This window comes from Clostridium sp. CTA-17 (assembly GCF_054767895.1).
Genome location: NZ_BAAABF010000004.1, coordinates 1 through 18,171, shown reverse-complemented (window position 1 = coordinate 18,171; position 18,171 = coordinate 1). Strand labels below are relative to the sequence as shown.

The window sequence follows — 18,171 nt, the reverse complement described above, 5'->3', positions numbered from 1 at the left end:
CCTTTGCACATGCATTTTTTTAATAAACACACTTGATTTCTAACCAAGCCTCATCATATTTTCTAAGTATTTTAGAAGGTAAATCTATAAATACCTCACAATTTTTTAATGACTCTTCATCTGGATATGCAACTTTATCATCTCTTATATCCTCAGGTAAAAGGTCATATGCAGCTGTATTTGGAGTAGAGTAGCCTATATATTCTACATTTTGCTCAGCATTTTCAGGATCGCAAAGGAAGTTTATAAACTTCTCAGCATTTTCTTTATGCTTTGCATTTTTAGGAATTGCTATGGCATCAAACCATTTATTTGATCCTTCCTTAGGAATAGCATAAGCTAAATCAGGATTTCTCTCTATCATTGTTACAGCATCTCCAGACCAAGCAACAGCAAGAGAAGCCTCTCCACCAACCATGGCATCTTTAACTTGGTCAACCATATAAGCTAATATTAAGCCATCTTTCTTTTGAGTCATAAGCTCCTTTTTAGCTGCTTCTATTTGGTCTAGGTTTTCTGTATTTAATGAATATCCTAATTTTTTTTCTGCAACAGCCATAGCATCTCTAACACTATCTGGCATTATAACTTGATCCTTATATTTAGGATTCCAAAGAATATTCCAACTATCTACAGGATCACTAACTCTCTTTGTATTATATATTATTCCAACTGTTCCCCACATGTATGGTACTGAGTATTCATCAGTTGGATCATAAGCTAATTTTTTAAATTGTTCTCCTATATATTTATAATTAGGTATATTAGAAAAATCTATTTTTGCTAACATATCTTCGTTTTTCATTTTTTCTATCATGTAATCAGAAGGAATTACTATATCATAAGATACATTACCACTATTAAGTTTTTGATACATTATTTCATTAGTATCATAAACATCATACTTAACATCTATGCCAGTTTCTTCCTTGAATTTAGTAAGAAGCTCTGGATCTATATAGTCTCCCCAGTTATAAACATAAAGAACGTTACTGTTTTTATCTTGAGTAGCTTCCTCATCTTTTTTTGGACCGCAACCAACAAAAAGAGATGATATAAGAAGTGTTGAACAAGTTAATGCTAAAAATTTTTTGAATTTCATATTAACGTTCTCCTTTCACTAAAGATTGTTTTCTATTAGCAATAAGAAGTAATGCTAAGACAACTACAAACATTAATGTTGAAAGAGCATTTATTTCCGGAGAAATACCTCTTCTAGCCATAGAATAAATTTCTATAGAAAGGTTAGAAACACCAGGACCTGTAGTGAAGAAACTTATAACAAAGTCATCTATTGACATTGTAAATGCTATTAAGAATCCTGCTGCTATACCAGGCATTATTTGAGGAATTACTACCTTTCTTAAAGCGTAAGATGGTTTTGCTCCTAAATCTAAGGCTGCATCAGTTAGATTTGGAGGTAATTGTCTTAGCTTAGGTAAAACAGATAATATAACATAAGGAATATCAAATGTTATATGAGCTAAAAGCATAGTCCAAAAACCAGGTTTTAAATTAAATAAAACTCCACCAATAGCGAATAAAGTCATTAATGAAACTCCAGTAACTATATCTGGATTTAATACAGGTAAATAGTTTACGTTTAATAATAAGGTTTTAGGACCTATTTTCATATTATTAATTCCTATAGCACTTATAGTACCTATAACAGTAGCAACAACAGAAGCTATTACTGCTATTAAAACTGTATAATAAAGAGCTGCTATTATTCTATCATTTTCAAGTAGGGAGCTATACCAATCAAAAGTAAAGCCACCCCAAACAGCCATAGATTTTGTTTTGTTAAATGAGAATATCATAAGTGTTACTATTGGTGCATATAAAAATATAAATACTAAGACTAAATAAAATTTAGAAATAAAATCACCTAACTTTTTTACCATAGCTGTTTACCTCCTTCTTTTCCGTTCTTTTCATATTTAGACATAAATGCCATTGAAATTAGTATTAATATCATCATAAAGATTGATAAAGCAGAACCGAAGTTCCAGTTACCGATAGTAGTAAATTGCTGTTCTATAAGATTACCAACCAACATATATTTTCCACCACCTAGAAGGTTTGGAATTACGAAGTTTGAAACAGCTGGCATAAATACCATAGTTATTCCAGAGATTATTCCAGGAATACTAAGTGGTAAAATAACTTTTCTAAAAGCTTGAGCTTTATTTGCACCTAAGTCATAAGCTGCATTAACTAAGTTTTTATCAATTTTTATAAGTACAGTATATATTGGTATAACCATAAATGGTAAGAAGTTATATACCATTCCAAGTAAGATTGCTCCGTCAGTATATAGCATTTTAATTGGACCTATTCCTATATAGCCTAAAAGAGTATTAATAAGTCCATCTCTACCAAGTATAGCCATCCACGCATATGTTCTAAGTAAGAAGTTCATCCACATTGGTAATATGAATAAAAGTATTAACATATTTCTTCTTTTTATAGGTAATTTAGAAATTATATAAGCTATTGGATAACCTAAAATTAAACATAAAACTGTTGATAAAACAGCAAGCCATATAGAACGTATAAAAACAGTAAAATATATTGGCTCAAATAATCTTTGGAAGTTTTCAAAAGAGAAAACAAATCTTCCATCAACTTTACTTGTAAAACTAAAGAAAACTATTAAAAGTAAAGGGATAACTATGAATATAGCACTCCATACAACGTATGGATAAGCTGCAAATGATAAATTTTTATTTCTATTTTTCATCTTTAAACATCACTCTCTTTTTTCATTATGTGTATGCTTTCTGGATCAAGAGATAATCCTATTTTAGATCCTATTTCAGCATGTTTTGTATTGTGTAATATCCAAGTGTGGTTTTCATCCTTTACTTCTATTTCATAGTGAACACCTTTAAATATAACTGAAGTAACAGTTCCTTTTAACATACCTTCTTCATATTTAACCATTTCAAAATCCTCTGGTCTTATTACAACTTCAATAGCTTCGTTCTTTTCAAAACCTTTATCAACACAGTCAAATATTCTTCCACCAAATTCAACCTTAAAGTCATCTAACATAATTCCATCAACTATATTACTTTCACCGATGAATTTTGCTACAAATGAGTTAGCAGGTTCATTATATATATCTTCTGGGCTTCCCATTTGTTGAATTTCACCCTTATTCATAACAACTATTGTATCTGACATTGTTAAAGCTTCTTCTTGATCATGAGTTACAAATATAAATGTAATTCCTAATTTTTGTTGAATTCTCTTAAGTTCTATTTGCATTCCTTTTCTAAGTTTCATATCTAATGCACCTAAAGGTTCATCTAATAAAAGTACCTTTGGTTCATTTACTAAAGCTCTAGCTATGGCAACCCTTTGCTGTTGACCACCACTAAGAGCCTCGATATCTCTGTTTTCATATCCTTCAAGGGCAACCAATTTAAGCATTTCCTTAACCTTTTGATCTATAACATCTTTAGGCATTTTTTTTAGTTTTAATCCAAAAGCTATATTTTCATATACATTCATATGAGGGAATAGAGCATATTTTTGGAATACGGTATTTAATTGTCTTTCGTAAGGTGGTATATCGTTAATAATATTATTTTCAAAGACCACCTGGCCACTATCTGCCGTTTCAAAGCCAGCTATAATTTTTAAAGTGGTTGTTTTACCACATCCACTAGGTCCTAAAAGAGTTAGGAATTCATTCTTTTTTATATTTAGGGAAAGATTATCTAAAATTGTATCTTTTCCATATGATTTAGTTATTCCTTTTAATTCAATAATATTATTATCTTTCAAATCTAACACCTCTGCTTTCTAAATGTTTATACTAAAATGATGGTGGAGTACTTATCCATATAACCTTTGCAGAAATCTTTCCTGCATTAGAAATATAATGATTAGCTTTGGGCTTAAAGTAGAAACTCTCGCCTTTTCTTACTTTTACTTTTTTGTCTCCTAGATGAAGATATATTGCTCCAGATAGGACATACCCAAATTCCTCACCCTCATGAGGCTCTTCTTCAATATATTGTCCTCCAGGTTCAAGAGTTATCATTATAGGTTCCATATCATTCTTTTGAGCATTTGGAACTAACCACATAAGGTTATATTTTAATTCTTCATTTTCAGTTTCAAACATATCATCCTTAGAGAAGGCTATTTTTTCATTAGTATCTTCACTAAAGAATTCTGTTAAATTAGTTCCTAATATATCTAATATATCTATTAATGTAGCTATAGATGGAGAAGTAAGGTCATTCTCAAGCTGAGAAATAAATCCCTTAGATAATTCACATCTATTTGCTAATTCTTCTTGAGTCAACTGTTTGGCCACTCTGAGACGTCTAATTTTATCCCCTATTTCCAAGTTTTACACCTCAATTTCATTACTATAAGTTTTACTAAACTTTAAGTTTAAAATTACTAAACAAACATAAATAATTATAAATACTTTTAAAATAAAAATCAATAAAAAAATGAAAAAATATATTAATATTTAAATGTTGCTTGGAAATAGTGATTTAGCAACTTAAGAAGGAAAAATATGTTATGAAGTTTAGGCTAATTTATTATTAAATTTAGTATAACTAAACAATAAAATAACAATTAATAAATAATGTATAAAAAATTTCACAGTTTGTGGTAATTTATGATAAAATACTCTTGAATTAATAAATGATTGGTGTGGTAATGTGATACAAAAAAGAAACTGTTATAGGAGAGAGGGAAGAAAAGTTTATATAAGAACACCATATTTAGAAGAACTAGGGTATACTGAAAAGCTATGGGGAGATATGGAGAGTATGACTGATGTAGGCAAAATAATATCTTTTCCAAGGTATAAGTGGGATAGTTTTTATAAAAAGATGGTGAGTCCTACAGATGGAAGAAATCTGTATTGCTTGGTTTTTGATTATAATGATAACCCAGTGGGGGAAGCAAGCTTTCATGGATATGACTCTATAACTAAAACTGCTAGATTAAATGTTAGAATAGAAAGTTCACATAGGGGAAAAGGGTATGGAAGTGAAGCTGTACATCTTATATTAGAATGCTTTTTCAATGAATTTGGTGGCTTATATATGCTAGATACGGTTTCATTGGATGAGAATAGAGATAGCCTTGAAAGAATTGGTTTCAAGATGATGTATAAGAATAAAGAGGGATATTCATATAGATTGTCTAAGGATGATTTTAATAGGCAAATCAAAGATTTAAAAGAGAGAAAGTTTGGAATATTTATTTATGATAAGATGGTTGTAAGCACAGTGATTTCTTTTTTAGAAATTTTTGATGATATAAATAAATCATTAGATAAAGAAATAATTTCAGTAGAGTTAATAGGGACACAACGTAATATAATAAAAGATAAAATATATGATATCAAATTTGAAAATATAAAATCTGTAGAAGAAGTAGATTTAGATGTTATAATTGTTCCAGGAAGTAAGAGCAATAAGTTCTATGAAAATGATGACTTTGAAAAACTTTTAAATAATATCAATGGATGTGAAACTGTTTGTGTTCTAGGTAATAGTATAATTCCATTTATAAAAAATAAGTTTTTAAGAGGTCTAAAAGCTTATTATTCTAAAGAATGGGTTGAGTTCATAAAAGAAGAGATTGCCTTAACATCTTACTCCGATGAAGACATTATTGATAATGGAAGACTTATAATGGTTAAGAAAAAATCCTGTGAAATAGAAGGAATAAAATACATAATTAAAAAGTTGTTTGGAGAATCTGTATTAAATAGGTTCGATTTATAGATTTAGATTTGATGCTATATTTTATAGTATTATGAATAGGAGTTGTTTATTATATGATAAACATAAAATTAGATGAAGACAAAAGAGGAAAAGTTATATTTAGAGCAAATATAGATGAATGTCATAAAGATAATAGGATATTGAAAAGAGCTTTATTTGAGAGTAGAGTAGTAAACAATGAGTTTAAATATAATATACCAATGAAATATTTTTGGCCAATAATAAATAATGTTCATAAAGAATTAATAAGTTTAAGTGATGATAGTAGACTTGAAGTTTTAGAATTCTCAGATGAATATGAAGAAGTTTATTATTACAATTATAAAGCTACACCAGTTTATATGAAGAAATGGAGAGAGGAAGGTTGTCCTCCAATTTTTAAAATAACAATAAATCCTAAGGATTTAAGTGTGGAGAAAAAAGTTATATTTGAAAGATTAATATAAAAAAGCTTTGAGAAAAAAATCTCAAAGCTTTTTTATTATTGCCATTCTTCTACATTCTCTAATCCAGGAATAGAAGATGCTTTAAATACTGGCTCTTTAATTCCTGCTTTCTTTTGAGCTGTATAGTCCTTAAGTGCAAGGAAAGAATATTTACCAAGGAATAATATAGTTATTATATTTAGTATAGCCATTAATCCCATGAAAAGATCCGCTAAATTCCAAACTAAATCTACTTTTGCTATTGAACCAAATAATACCATGCCTATAACAAGTATTCTGTATATATTTAATAATACCTTATTAGTGTGTATAAATTCTATGTTTGTTTGACCGTAATAGAAGTTACCTACAATAGAACTAAAAGCAAATAATAATATACAAATTGCTATGAAATAAGCTCCGAAAGGTCCTATTTGAGATACAAGAGCTTTTTGAGTTAATTCTATACCTGTTAGTGAACTATCAGCGTATTGACCTGAAAGAAGTATTATAAATGCTGTACAAGAACAAATTAATAATGTATCAGTAAATACTCCTAAAGTTTGAATTAAACCTTGTTTTACTGGGTGAGTAACATCTGCTGTAGCAGCTGCATTTGGCGCACTACCCATACCAGCTTCATTTGAGAATAAACCTCTTTTAATACCTTGCATAACAGCTGCACCAAGCCCACCAGCAGTTAATTGTTTTATTCCAAAGGCTGATTCAAATATAAGTTTAAAAACTGATGGAATTTCAGTAATATTTAAAATTAAAACTATAATAGCGATAAGAATATAAAGAACCGCTAAAATTGGAACTATTATTTCTGAAACCTTAGCAACTCTATGAATACCACCGAAGATAACTAAAGCTGTTACTATTGCTAATATTATACCAATAGTTCCTCTTGAAAGTCCGAAAGCACTATTAAATGCAACACTTACTGTGTTAGCTTGAACTGCATTAAATACGAATCCAAAACAGATTGTAATAAGAATTGAGAATATAATTCCTAACCATCTCTTTCCAAGTCCCTTTTCCATATAATAGGCAGGACCACCTCTGAAAGAATCTTTATCCTTAGTTTTATATATTTGAGCTAATGTACTTTCTACGAAACTAGACGCAGAACCTATTAAGGCTATAAGCCACATCCAAAAAACAGCCCCAGGTCCACCAACAGCTACGGCTATGGCAACACCTGCTATATTACCAGTACCAACTCTTGAAGCTGTACTTATACAAAATGCCTGAAATGAAGAAACTCCGCCTTTTTCTTTATTTGACTTTCCTATACCGTCTCCTAATAAACGGAACATTTCTTTTACGTATCTAAATTGAACAAATTTAGTTTTAAAAGAAAATAGAAGGCCTGCACCTATTAATAAAATAATTAATATGTAGCCCCAAAGAAAATCATTAAAACTAACTACTAAGTTATTAAGTATTTCCATAAATTCCTCCTCCTGTTGATAAGTTTTTTATTTTTTGCGTCACACTTTATATCTAATTTTAATATGAATAATAAAAAAATGCAAGAACTAATATTACTTTATTCATATGTGTGATATTTGAATGAAAAGCACATAAGTGAAATGTGAATAAAAAGTAAATGGGAGATGTTAGTGAGGAGTAGGGTATTACATGACTCTAGAGGGATGATTATCAAGAGGAAAGCCACTGTGAAATAAAAAATTCATAGTGGCTTTGTTTTGTATAAGATCAAAATGCAAGAAAAGCTTCGTTCTATTGCGTAACGTTGTTGTTTTGACCATTTTGATTTTGGTTATTTCCAGCTTGAGGTGGAGCAACAACTCCATTGTTTGTATTGTTTTCTGTTTGATTTTGAGGTGGAGTGACATTTCCACCTCCATTATTATTAGTAGTATTATTATTACCATTACCTGTTGTATTATCAGGTTTAGTATTTGGATTTTGTTCATTTGGTTTATTATTATTTTCGTTAGGTTTAGCTTCTTCAGCTTTATTTTCTTGTTGTTTATTTTCTTCATTTGCCCCTGAATTATTATTCTCACTTGTATTAGGGTCAGGGAAATGTGACTTTGTATGATAATTACAATATTGAGTAGGAGCAGAACCATTAATAAACCAATCATAATAAACTCTACTGCCTCTAGGGTCTTGAGTACAAAGAGAAGTAGGTTTAAGGCCTGAATCCATACATACTGCAATCTTGCTTATTCCACTAGGTTGTTCAACCTCTTTGTATTGTAAGTTTTTATGAGCTAAGCCCATTATTTTTCCAAAAATAGGTGAGGTAACAGTACCACTACTAGTTCTCATTTCTCTAGGTTTATCATATCCAACCCAAATAGCTGCAGAATAATATGGGGTTAATCCTGCAAATAAATAGTCTTTATCTCCAGTAGTAGTTCCTGTTTTACCAGCTACAGGTATATTTCCGAATTTAGCAGGTTTTGCAGAGCCACTTTCTACTTGAGATTTAAGCATATCATAAACTATATAAGAAGCTTGCGGACTAAATATTTTAGTTTCTTCTGGAGTACTTGTATCAAGAATTACATTTCCATGAGAATCTAATACCTTTGTATATAATTTAGCATTTGTTTTAACACCATTATTACCAAAAACACCAAAGGCTGAAGCTAGGGTATAAGTATTTCCTCCATCAGGGTTATTAGGATCATTTTGGAATTGACCTAAGGCTGTTGTAGAAATTCCCCTAGAGTGAGGTCCATAAACAAGACCTAATTTTTCTCCATAAGCTATGGAGTTTGAAGTACCTACTTCGTTAGCAACTTTTATGGCAGCTAAGTTACTAGAAATTTTAATTGCTTCTCTAAAAGTTAAAGGTCCTCTATAACTATTGTATTCATTCTTAGGTTGATCTTTATATCCTGTAGAAGATAATTCTTTATTCGTTAATGGAGAATCATTTACCACAGTGCCAGCTCCGCCAAGTCCTAAATCAATAGCAGGACCATAAACTGTTAATGGCTTTGTTGCAGAACCTATAGATTTTAAATCATAATAAGCTCTATTATGAGACATTGCTGGTTGTTCCCCTCTTCCTCCAACTAAAGCTTTAACATGACCTGTTTTATAGTCTATTATTGTGGCAGATGATTGTAATTTATAAACACCATCTTCATTTTTTTCATTAGGATTATTAGTTATAGCTTTATAGTTATTTGGATCATCTAAAACTTTTTGAACATTGTTTTGAAGATCCCTATTCATGGAAGTGTAGATTTTTAATCCACCATTAGCTATAAGTTTGTCAACTTCCTCTTGAGTGTATTTATATTTATCCATTAAGTCTTGTTTAACTTGAGTTATAGCTGGTCTTGTGAACCACTCGAAGTTAGTTTTGCTTAATTTATTATTTGGTGTGAATTTTATACCATTTGTGTCAATTTCATTTATTGCGTCATTATATTGTTCACTTGAAATATATCCAAGTTCATGCATTTTAAATAGCACAGATTTAGTTCTATTTAAGTATCTACTTGGATTTTCTTTATTTGCTTCTGAAAGACCATCATAAGAAGTTGGTGCTTGAGTAAGTCCTCCTAAATAAGCACACTCAACTAAATTCAAATCTGAAACATTCTTACTGAAAAATCTTTGAGCAGCTGCGCTAACCCCATATTGGTATCCACCCATAGGAATTGTATTTAAATACGTAGTAAGGATTTCATCTTTTGAAAGATGCTTTTCTAATTCTAAAGCTAAGTACATTTCTTTAATTTTTCTTTCATAACTAACTTCATTTGTAAGTACGGCATTTTTTATAAGTTGCTGAGTTATAGTTGAAGCACCTTGAACCGTATTACTTCCTGAAAGTTTGCCTTTAATATTAGAAGCTATGACCCCAAAAACTCTTTTAATGTCTATTCCTTTATGCTCATAAAATCTTTCGTCTTCAATAGCTACAAAAGCTTTTTTTAAATTATCAGGGATTTCTTCAGATTTAACCACATAACGTTGTTCACGAGTTATAACATTATCCATAAAGTTTCCCTGATCATCGTAAAGAATGGATGGCTGATTTAGAGATTGAATTGCCTGAACATCTAAGTCTGGAGAAGAACGTATAATAGAAAGAACGTAAACTCCAACTACTGTTACGGCAGTTATCCCTAGAAGCAGAATTCCTATAAAGAACCATTTCAAAAATTTTGTTACTTTCGATTGATTTTTATGTGATTTTTTCTTCTGCTTTCTATTTTTATGCTCTCTTTTTCTTTCAGTCATTTTTTCCTCCTATCATAATAAAACTTTCTATTTCTAAAAAACTACATAATTATATTATTATACATTTAAAGAAATATTATATTATATTATAGCATAATAATATTAAGAGTAAACCAAATTATAAGAGGTGTAGTCTTTGTATTATGTTAAAAAAAATAAACGTAGAAATATAGATTTTAAAAAATATTTAATAATTGTTTCATTAATGATTATTGCCTGTTTTTTAATTTTCATATATGCCTTTGATAAAATAATTGCACCTACAGTTTTGCTTGTTTCAGATTCAGAAATGCAAGCTAAAACTTTAGATATTATAAATAATAATATTGCTGAAGTTTATACACAAAAATTTAATTATGATGATGTAATAAAGGTTCAAAAAGATTCATCAGGAGCAATAAAAATGATTAATGCGGATACTATAAAATTGAATGAGTTAGCTACAGAAGTTGCCATAAAATCACAGAGGGATATAAAAGAAGTTGGCTCTATAGGTGTAAAGATGCCTATTGGGTATATAACAAAAAATAACATAATGTCTTATTGGGGCCCTAGTATAACTGTCAAAATGGAGCCGATAGGGAGAGTAGAGGTAACTTATGATTCTTTATTTGAAAGTGCAGGAATAAATCAAACAAGGCATAAAATTTTAGTTAATGTAAAAACTAATCTTAAAATAATATTACCACTTCAATCAAAAGAGGTTGAAGTGGTAAATCAAATTCCGATTTCAGATACGGTTATAGTTGGAGAAGTTCCAAATAGTATGTGGGGTGGAAATATGCTACAAGGCATTAATGATAAAAGTACAGAAGATACAAATTAGCACATTAAAAAAGGAGGTAATTCCTCCTTTTAATTATTTTCCCAGTTAAATATGTAAGGAATATTTCTATAGTGATCACCATAGTTTAATCCATAACCAACAACGAATAAGTCCTCTATTTCAAAACAACAATAATCTGGTTTTAAATCAACTTTTCTTCTAGAAGGCTTATCTAAAAGAGTGCAAGTTTTAACTGATTTAGCGCCTAGTGATTTAACATGGTTTATAACAAAATCCATTGTTATACCTGAATCTATGATATCATCAACTATTAAGACATCTAAGCCTTCAATATTGTCAGGAATATCATTTACAACTTTAACTATACCAGTACTTTCTTCACCATGGCCATAACTTGAAGTAGTCATAAAGCCTATTTGAGCTTTAGTATCTATTGCTCTAACTAAATCCGCTGCAAATATGAAACTTCCTCTTAATAAAGATAAAACATAAAGGTTTTTATCTTTGTAATCTTCAGTTAATTTTTTACCTACAATAGCTATTTGTTCTTTAATTTGCTCTTCAGAAAGCAGTATATTTCTGTTTTTATCTTCCATTATTTTCTCCCCTAACTATTCCGTATTATTTACAATATTGTATTTATAGTATAAAATTAAATGAAAATTGTCAAGAAACATAATAAATATCACGAGGTGGTAATATATGATACATGGAAATACTGATGGAATAAGGAATTCAGTGCTAAAAGAATTAGAAGAACTTTATAAAATAAATGTGCCAAAATATAGTGTTTGTACAGAGGATATAATAAATATTATTTCTAGATTATCTTCTCAAATAGAAAGAGAAATTAGTGTAGGAATAAATAGAAAAGGAAAGGTAATTAGTGTAGCTATAGGAGATTCTTCAAGTGTAGAGATTCCATTAATAGATATACACGAAAAAAGATTATCTGGGGTTAGAATAATACATACTCATCCAAGTGGAGTTTGCAGACTTTCTGCTTTAGATATATCTGCCCTTATGAAATTAAAGCTTGACACAATAATGGCTATAGCTGTAGAGGAAGGAAAGGCTAAAGATGCTTCTTTAGGATTCTGTTATGTAGAAAATGAGATTCTTATAAGTGAAGAAGCTCCTCATTTAACTATAGACCAGTGTTTACAAATTAATATTTTAGATAAGATTAATCATGTTGAAGAGGTTATTAAAACAAGCAATGTTGAAGAAGATGATAGTGAAAGGGCTATTTTAGTAGGATGTGATACAAGAGAAAGTTTAGATGAATTAGAGGAACTTGCTAAGGCTTGTGATATTCCTACATTGGAAAAAGTATTTCAAAACAGAAGTAAAATAGATGCTTCTTTTTATATAGGAAGAGGTAAGGTTTTAGAAATTGCTAACATAAGACAATTAACAAGAGCTAACTTAGTAATTTTTGATGATGAATTATCAGGAGCACAAGTTAAAAACCTTGAAGCTAACTTAGGAGTTAAGGTAATTGATAGAACAACTCTTATTTTAGAAATATTCTCAAGAAGAGCTAAGACAAGGGAAGCTAAAATTCAAGTAGAACTTGCTCAGCTTAAGTATAGAGCAGCTAGACTTATGGGACTTGGAACTGTTATGTCTAGAACTGGTGGTGGAATAGGAACAAGAGGACCAGGGGAAAAGAAACTTGAAATAGATAGAAGACATATAAGAGAAAGAATATATGATCTTCAAGCTGAGCTTAAAAAGATAAAGAAGATAAGAGAAACTCAAAGAGAGAGAAGAAGTAAGGATAAAACTTCACAGGTTTCCTTAGTTGGATATACTAACGCAGGAAAATCTACTCTAAGAAATACTCTATGTGCAGAATCAGCTTCAACTTTAGCTACTCAAGCTAAGGATAAGGTTTTTGAAGCAGATATGCTTTTTGCAACTTTAGATACTACAACAAGAGCTATAAAACTTCCTGATAATAGGGATATAACATTAACAGATACTGTTGGATTTGTAAGTAAACTTCCTCATGAATTAGTTGAAGCTTTTAAATCAACATTAGAAGAGGTTATATACTCAGATCTTTTATGCCACGTTGTAGATGCTTCTTCAGATAATGCACAGGAAGAAATTATAGCTGTAGAAAAAGTTTTAGGTGAATTAAAAGCCTTAGAATCAGCAAAAATATTAGTTCTTAATAAAATTGATAAGGCTGATGAAGAAAAGCTAAATGGATTAGAAGCAAAATATTCTTCAATATATAATAAGGTAGTAAAAATTTCTGCTAGGGAAAGAATAAACTTAGATGAATTATTAGAAGCAATAAGTGAAGAATTACCTTATACATTAAAAAGTAAGGAATATATAATTCCTTATACAGCTCAACAAGTTGTAGCTTATCTTCATAGAAATGCTAATGTAAGTGAAGAAGAATATAGAGAAGATGGAACTTATATAAAAGCAGAAGTGGATGAAGAAGTAGAAAATAAATGTAGAGAATACGAGTTATAATAAGAGTATTAAATTCATGAGTAAAAGCTAAATTCAACAAGAATTTAGCTTTTATTATTACATTTTTCACATCATAAATTATAATATATATAAGTATAATAATAATGATACTAATTTTTAGGATGTGAATCATGGAAACTACGGATACTTTAGATCGTGGAAATATAAGAGGTCGTAGAGAAAGATCAGGAAACTCTAATGGGCAGGAAGATCTTTTTGCAGCTCAAGCAGCTGCAAGTAATAATGAAAGTAATAATGTATGTGCAGATGATTTTAATAAGGCATATAATCAGTTACAGGATATTTTATTAAAAGCAGCTACTATTCAAGCAAGTGTAGCTACATTAAATATAGGTGACGAATATAAAATGTATTATGATAGGGTAGTTAGACCAGCTTTGGATATTATTTATTTTTTAAGTTTTGCAATACAAAATACAGCTGCAGCAGCTAACCTTTATCAAGCTAATACCTATGGAAAAAAAGGAGAAGGAAAAAAAGCTTTAGATATTTCTTATGAAATGTTAGAACAGATGGAAGTTGGAATTTGTTTATTGAAAGAGTCTTTAAAAGTTTTAGTGGAAAAAGGGAATTGTTTATAGATATTATTTAATTAATGGGAGTTATTAAGGAGGAAAAAAATTTGAGTGAAATAATATTGAAATATCAAAATTCTTTTAAAACAGTTATAAATGACCTTCAAAAGAATGATGATGTTATTGGAGTTACGGCATTTGGAAGTATAATAAACGGAGATATATGGGAAGGATCAGATATAGATTTATTCGTTATTGTAAATGGAGAATTTAAAGGGATAAAGGACGTTTATGGTGAAGAATTAGGAGTATCTTTACATTTAAAAATAGTCTCTAAAAAGTTTTTAGTTAATTTCTGCCAAGAAGAAATAACAGGTAGTACAATACATAGAAAATTTATATCTTCAAAATTAATTTTTTGTAAGGATCAAGAAATATCAGATAAATTTACTTCAATAAAATATTATACAGATGCTCATAGTGAAAAGTGGAATCTTGTTTATTTAAGTGAGCTTTTACAAGATATGAATTTATATAAAAAATGTATTCATAATGAACATTTCTACGCTGCCTTTGAGGCTCTTATGTATTCAGTGGATAGTTTTAGTAGGTTGTATTTAAACTTTAATGGATATTTAATAACAAAAAGCTCTACTGGTATGCTTATGAAATTAGATGAAAACTTTGAAAAAATGGTTAATGGAATATTCAAAGCAGCAGATAAACAGGCTTTAGAATATGTACATTTTTATATTGAAAGCTTCTTAGAGAGAAATATTAGAGGAATAATAAGAGCTTTAGTTGATTTTATGAAAAAACAAAAGGATTACTTAAGCTCAGAAGAAATAAAAAAATCAGAAGAATTCCAAGGCTTTAATATAGATTTTGAGGAATTATTGGGATATCTCTATAAGAAAAATATAGTTAAGAAAAGTGGAAGAGAAAAATTCTCACCATGTGGACAAAAGCTTATAACAGAAAAAGTATATTTAATAAAAGATAATGTTTAAATAAGGTGTAAAAGATGAATAAATTTAGTGTGGTTTTTAAAGAGGGGTTATGTAAATACTTAATAATATACGATAATATTAAAAATTTAATTGAAAATGGGAAAATATCAGAGGGAGAAAAGTTACCAACTATAAGAGAACTATCAGATTTTTTAGAAGTTAATAAAGTAACTGTTATTAATGCTTATAAAAAGCTTGTACAAGAAGGATATGCATATCAAGCTCAAGGAAGTGGAACTTATGCTAAAAATAAGGATGTAGGAAAAAGTTTTAAGCATGATTATAATGATTTGTTTAGAAAAATAGCCTCTGGAGATTTGAAGAATTGGATAGACTTTACTGGAGAAACTACTAGTGCAAACTTCTTCCAAGTAGAAAAACTTAAGAAAGTTTTAGATAATGTATTAGTTAGAGATGGTGTAGAGGCATTAATGTATAGTGACCCTTTAGGATATTTAGAATTAAGAAGAAGTATAAATGAAGAGTTCTGGAATGGAAAAAATAATTTAGATAATATACTTATAATTTCTGGAGCACAACAAGGTATTGATATTGTAGGTAAGTCCTTAGTAAATATAAATGATAATATTGTAATAGAAAGGCCAACTTATGGAGGAGCACTTTTAGTATTTAAGCTTAGAAGAGCAAATATATTAGAAATTCCAATGGAGAAGGATGGTCCTAATATTGAAAAGTTTGAAAATTTATTAAAGAGAAATAAAATAAAGTGTTTTTATACTATGAGCTATTTTCAGAACCCTACAGGTATAAGTTGTTCTTTAGAAAAAAAGAAAAGAATAATAGAGCTAGCACATAAATATGATTTTTACATACTAGAAGATGATTATCTTTCAGAATTAGTTTATTCTAATGATTTAGAGTATATACCATATAGGAGTTTAGATTCTGAGAGAGTTATATATATAAAAAGTTTCTCTAAAATATTTCTCCCAGGTATAAGAATGGGATATTTAATAGCACCAGATAAATTTAAAGAGGAATTTCAAGCTTTAAAATTCAACACTGATATAGCTACCTCAAGTTTAATGCAAAGAGCTCTTCAGGATTACATTGCAAAGGGATATTGGAAAGAGCATATAGAAAGATTAAATGAGGAATATTCAAAGAGATATAATTTTATAAAAGAACTTATAGATAATAAATTAGGAGATATGGTTTCTTATAGAGAGCCTAAGGGCGGACTTAATTTATTCTTAAATATAAATAAGAACATAGACATAACTTCTAAAAAGTTATTTTATGAACTGAAAGATAGACAAACTATAATTACTCCAGGAAGCATATTTTTTAAAAATCCTAATGATGGAGATAAAAGCTTTAGAATTGGATTTTCCCAAATAGATTATAGTAAGATAGAAAAAGGAATAGATAATATATACGATGTATTAAAAGGTAGGTAGATATTATGAATTATATAACGGTAAAAAAAGCAGCTGATGATAGATTTGAGGAGAAAAAATCAGTTTTTATAGGCTATGTTAAAAGAGTTACAACAGAGGAAGAGGCTAAAGAGTTTGTAGCGGAAATAAATAATAAACATAAGGATGCAAGACATAATTGTTATGCCTATGTTATAGGACAAAATATGGGAATACAAAGATATAGTGATAATGGTGAGCCACAGGGGACAGCAGGTATTCCAATATTAGAGGTAATAAAAAAACAAGGAATAACAGACTGTGCCGTAGTAGTAACAAGATACTTTGGAGGAATATTATTAGGCACAGGGGGACTTACTAGAGCCTATACTAAAGGGGCGGGCATAGCTATAAGTGCAGCAGGTGTTGTAGAAAAAGTAGAAGGAGCAATGCTTTGTACAGAAATAGATTATGATCTTTATGGAAAGATTCAATATATATGCGGTCAAAATAATTGGCACATAGAGGATACAGAGTTTACTGATAATGTTAAGATATATATATTAGCAGAAAAAAATATGATTCCAGAAATAGAAAAAAGCTTTACAGAAGTAACAAATGGAAAAGCTATAATGAGTACTGATTTAGAAGGAGTATATTTTAAAGAAGGAAATAGACTTTATGAAAGTTTTGATGAGTAAGCTTTAACTATAGAAAAGAGCCAAGTTGAAGAGAAAAAATCTCTATGATATAATATTTAGGTGTTATTTCAAGATATTTAAAGAAATTTAAACTATAGTTCACATATATGTTAGGAGGAATAAGGATGTCAGGACATTCAAAGTGGCATAATATACAAGCTAAAAAAGGTAAAATGGATGCCAAAAGAGGAAAAATATTCACTAAGATAGGAAAAGAGATAGCTGTTGCAGTTAAAGAAGGTGGAGCAAACTTAGATGGTAACTCAAGATTAAAGGATGCTGTAGCAAAAGCTAAGGCTGCAAACATGCCAAATGATAACATTCAAAGAGCTATAAAGAAAGCTGCTGGGGAAGGAGATTCAGTAAACTACGAATCAATAGTTTATGAAGGATACGGACCATCAGGAGTAGCTGTAATGGTTGAAGTATTAACAGATAATAAAAATAGATCAGCTGGTAATGTAAGAAGTGCTTTCACTAAAGGTGGCGGAAACATGGGTACATCAGGATGTGTTGGTTTCATGTTCCAAAAGAAAGGTGAAATAGTAATAGAAAAAGCTGAGTTAGATGAAGATGAAATAATGATGATGGCTTTAGATGCTGGAGCAGAAGATTTTGCATCAGAGGAAGAAGTATTCATAGTTACAACTTCACCAGAAGATTTTGGTACAGTAAGAGAAGCTTTAGAGGCTGAAGGATTAGAATTCTTAGAAGCAGCAGTTAAAATGATACCAGATACTGAAACTGCTATAAACGAAGACGATGCTAAGAAGTTCCAAAAGATGTTAGACTTACTTGAAGATGACGACGATGTTCAAGAGGTTTAT

17 protein-coding genes are annotated in these 18,171 nt (G+C 29.7%); 9 read left to right on the top strand and 8 right to left on the bottom strand.

Features of this window, described 5'->3' with window-relative positions; genetic code table 11:
- Window positions 1-19: 19 nt before the first annotated feature.
- The 5 genes from ACYUCG_RS08230 to ACYUCG_RS08210 are packed head-to-tail and all read right to left on the bottom strand — an operon-like array spanning window position 20 to window position 4,366.
- Window positions 20-1,102: an ABC transporter substrate-binding protein gene (locus ACYUCG_RS08230; RefSeq protein ID WP_139933850.1), complete on the bottom strand. Its 1,083-nt coding sequence runs from the start codon at window positions 1,100-1,102 to the stop codon at window positions 20-22.
- Window position 1,103: 1 nt separating this feature from the next.
- Window positions 1,104-1,904 carry an ABC transporter permease gene (locus ACYUCG_RS08225; protein ID WP_240298644.1) on the bottom strand — a complete coding sequence of 267 codons (801 nt, stop codon included), beginning with the start codon at window positions 1,902-1,904 and terminating at the stop codon, window positions 1,104-1,106.
- Window positions 1,898-2,743: an ABC transporter permease gene (locus ACYUCG_RS08220; RefSeq protein WP_003451519.1), complete on the bottom strand. Its 846-nt coding sequence runs from the start codon at window positions 2,741-2,743 to the stop codon at window positions 1,898-1,900. The genes ACYUCG_RS08225 and ACYUCG_RS08220 overlap by 7 nt, the downstream gene beginning before the upstream one ends.
- A gap of 2 nt (window positions 2,744-2,745) precedes the next feature.
- The gene (gene potA, locus ACYUCG_RS08215) at window positions 2,746-3,795 is read right to left on the bottom strand and encodes a spermidine/putrescine ABC transporter ATP-binding protein (RefSeq protein ID WP_139933847.1); all 1,050 of its coding nucleotides are present in this window, start codon (window positions 3,793-3,795) and stop codon (window positions 2,746-2,748) included.
- Between the two features lie 31 nt (window positions 3,796-3,826).
- Window positions 3,827-4,366 carry a helix-turn-helix domain-containing protein gene (locus ACYUCG_RS08210; RefSeq protein ID WP_003451138.1) on the bottom strand — a complete coding sequence of 180 codons (540 nt, stop codon included), beginning with the start codon at window positions 4,364-4,366 and terminating at the stop codon, window positions 3,827-3,829.
- 325 nt (window positions 4,367-4,691) lie between these two features.
- Here ACYUCG_RS08210 and ACYUCG_RS08205 point away from each other — a divergent pair, with 325 nt between their 5' ends.
- The gene (locus tag ACYUCG_RS08205) at window positions 4,692-5,768 is read left to right on the top strand and encodes a GNAT family N-acetyltransferase (protein ID WP_460268420.1); all 1,077 of its coding nucleotides are present in this window, start codon (window positions 4,692-4,694) and stop codon (window positions 5,766-5,768) included.
- A 53-nt stretch (window positions 5,769-5,821) separates the two neighbouring features.
- Window positions 5,822-6,214 (top strand): hypothetical protein, encoded by a 393-nt coding sequence (locus tag ACYUCG_RS08200; RefSeq protein WP_139933843.1) that lies wholly within the window; start codon window positions 5,822-5,824, stop codon window positions 6,212-6,214.
- Between the two features lie 35 nt (window positions 6,215-6,249).
- Here ACYUCG_RS08200 and ACYUCG_RS08195 read toward each other — a convergent pair whose 3' ends face one another.
- Window positions 6,250-7,650: an alanine/glycine:cation symporter family protein gene (locus ACYUCG_RS08195; RefSeq protein ID WP_139933841.1), complete on the bottom strand. Its 1,401-nt coding sequence runs from the start codon at window positions 7,648-7,650 to the stop codon at window positions 6,250-6,252.
- A 292-nt stretch (window positions 7,651-7,942) separates the two neighbouring features.
- Window positions 7,943-10,435: a transglycosylase domain-containing protein gene (locus ACYUCG_RS08190; RefSeq protein ID WP_460268419.1), complete on the bottom strand. Its 2,493-nt coding sequence runs from the start codon at window positions 10,433-10,435 to the stop codon at window positions 7,943-7,945.
- A gap of 136 nt (window positions 10,436-10,571) precedes the next feature.
- On the opposite strand from ACYUCG_RS08190, the gene yunB reads away from it, so the two are divergent.
- Entirely contained in the window at window positions 10,572-11,261 is a 690-nt protein-coding gene (gene yunB, locus ACYUCG_RS08185) for a sporulation protein YunB (RefSeq protein WP_265882341.1), read from the top strand.
- Window positions 11,262-11,290: 29 nt separating this feature from the next.
- Here yunB and hpt read toward each other — a convergent pair whose 3' ends face one another.
- A complete protein-coding gene (hpt, locus tag ACYUCG_RS08180; protein WP_139933835.1) occupies window positions 11,291-11,818 on the bottom strand; it encodes a hypoxanthine phosphoribosyltransferase in 528 nt (175 codons plus the stop codon).
- Window positions 11,819-11,924: 106 nt separating this feature from the next.
- Here hpt and hflX point away from each other — a divergent pair, with 106 nt between their 5' ends.
- The 6 genes from hflX to ACYUCG_RS08150 all read left to right on the top strand — a co-directional run.
- Window positions 11,925-13,718, top strand: coding sequence for a GTPase HflX (gene hflX, locus ACYUCG_RS08175; RefSeq protein WP_460268418.1), 1,794 nt, complete (start codon window positions 11,925-11,927; stop codon window positions 13,716-13,718).
- A gap of 131 nt (window positions 13,719-13,849) precedes the next feature.
- Window positions 13,850-14,320, top strand: coding sequence for a hypothetical protein (locus tag ACYUCG_RS08170; RefSeq protein ID WP_057231786.1), 471 nt, complete (start codon window positions 13,850-13,852; stop codon window positions 14,318-14,320).
- 41 nt (window positions 14,321-14,361) lie between these two features.
- Window positions 14,362-15,264, top strand: coding sequence for a nucleotidyltransferase domain-containing protein (locus ACYUCG_RS08165; protein ID WP_057231784.1), 903 nt, complete (start codon window positions 14,362-14,364; stop codon window positions 15,262-15,264).
- A 14-nt stretch (window positions 15,265-15,278) separates the two neighbouring features.
- A complete protein-coding gene (gene pdxR / locus ACYUCG_RS08160; RefSeq protein ID WP_460268417.1) occupies window positions 15,279-16,685 on the top strand; it encodes a MocR-like pyridoxine biosynthesis transcription factor PdxR in 1,407 nt (468 codons plus the stop codon).
- A gap of 5 nt (window positions 16,686-16,690) precedes the next feature.
- The gene (locus ACYUCG_RS08155; protein ID WP_460268416.1) at window positions 16,691-17,344 is read left to right on the top strand and encodes a YigZ family protein; all 654 of its coding nucleotides are present in this window, start codon (window positions 16,691-16,693) and stop codon (window positions 17,342-17,344) included.
- Window positions 17,345-17,469: 125 nt separating this feature from the next.
- Window positions 17,470-18,171, top strand: a 702-nt coding sequence (locus ACYUCG_RS08150) for a YebC/PmpR family DNA-binding transcriptional regulator (protein WP_460268415.1), incomplete at its 3' end; no start/stop codon positions are given.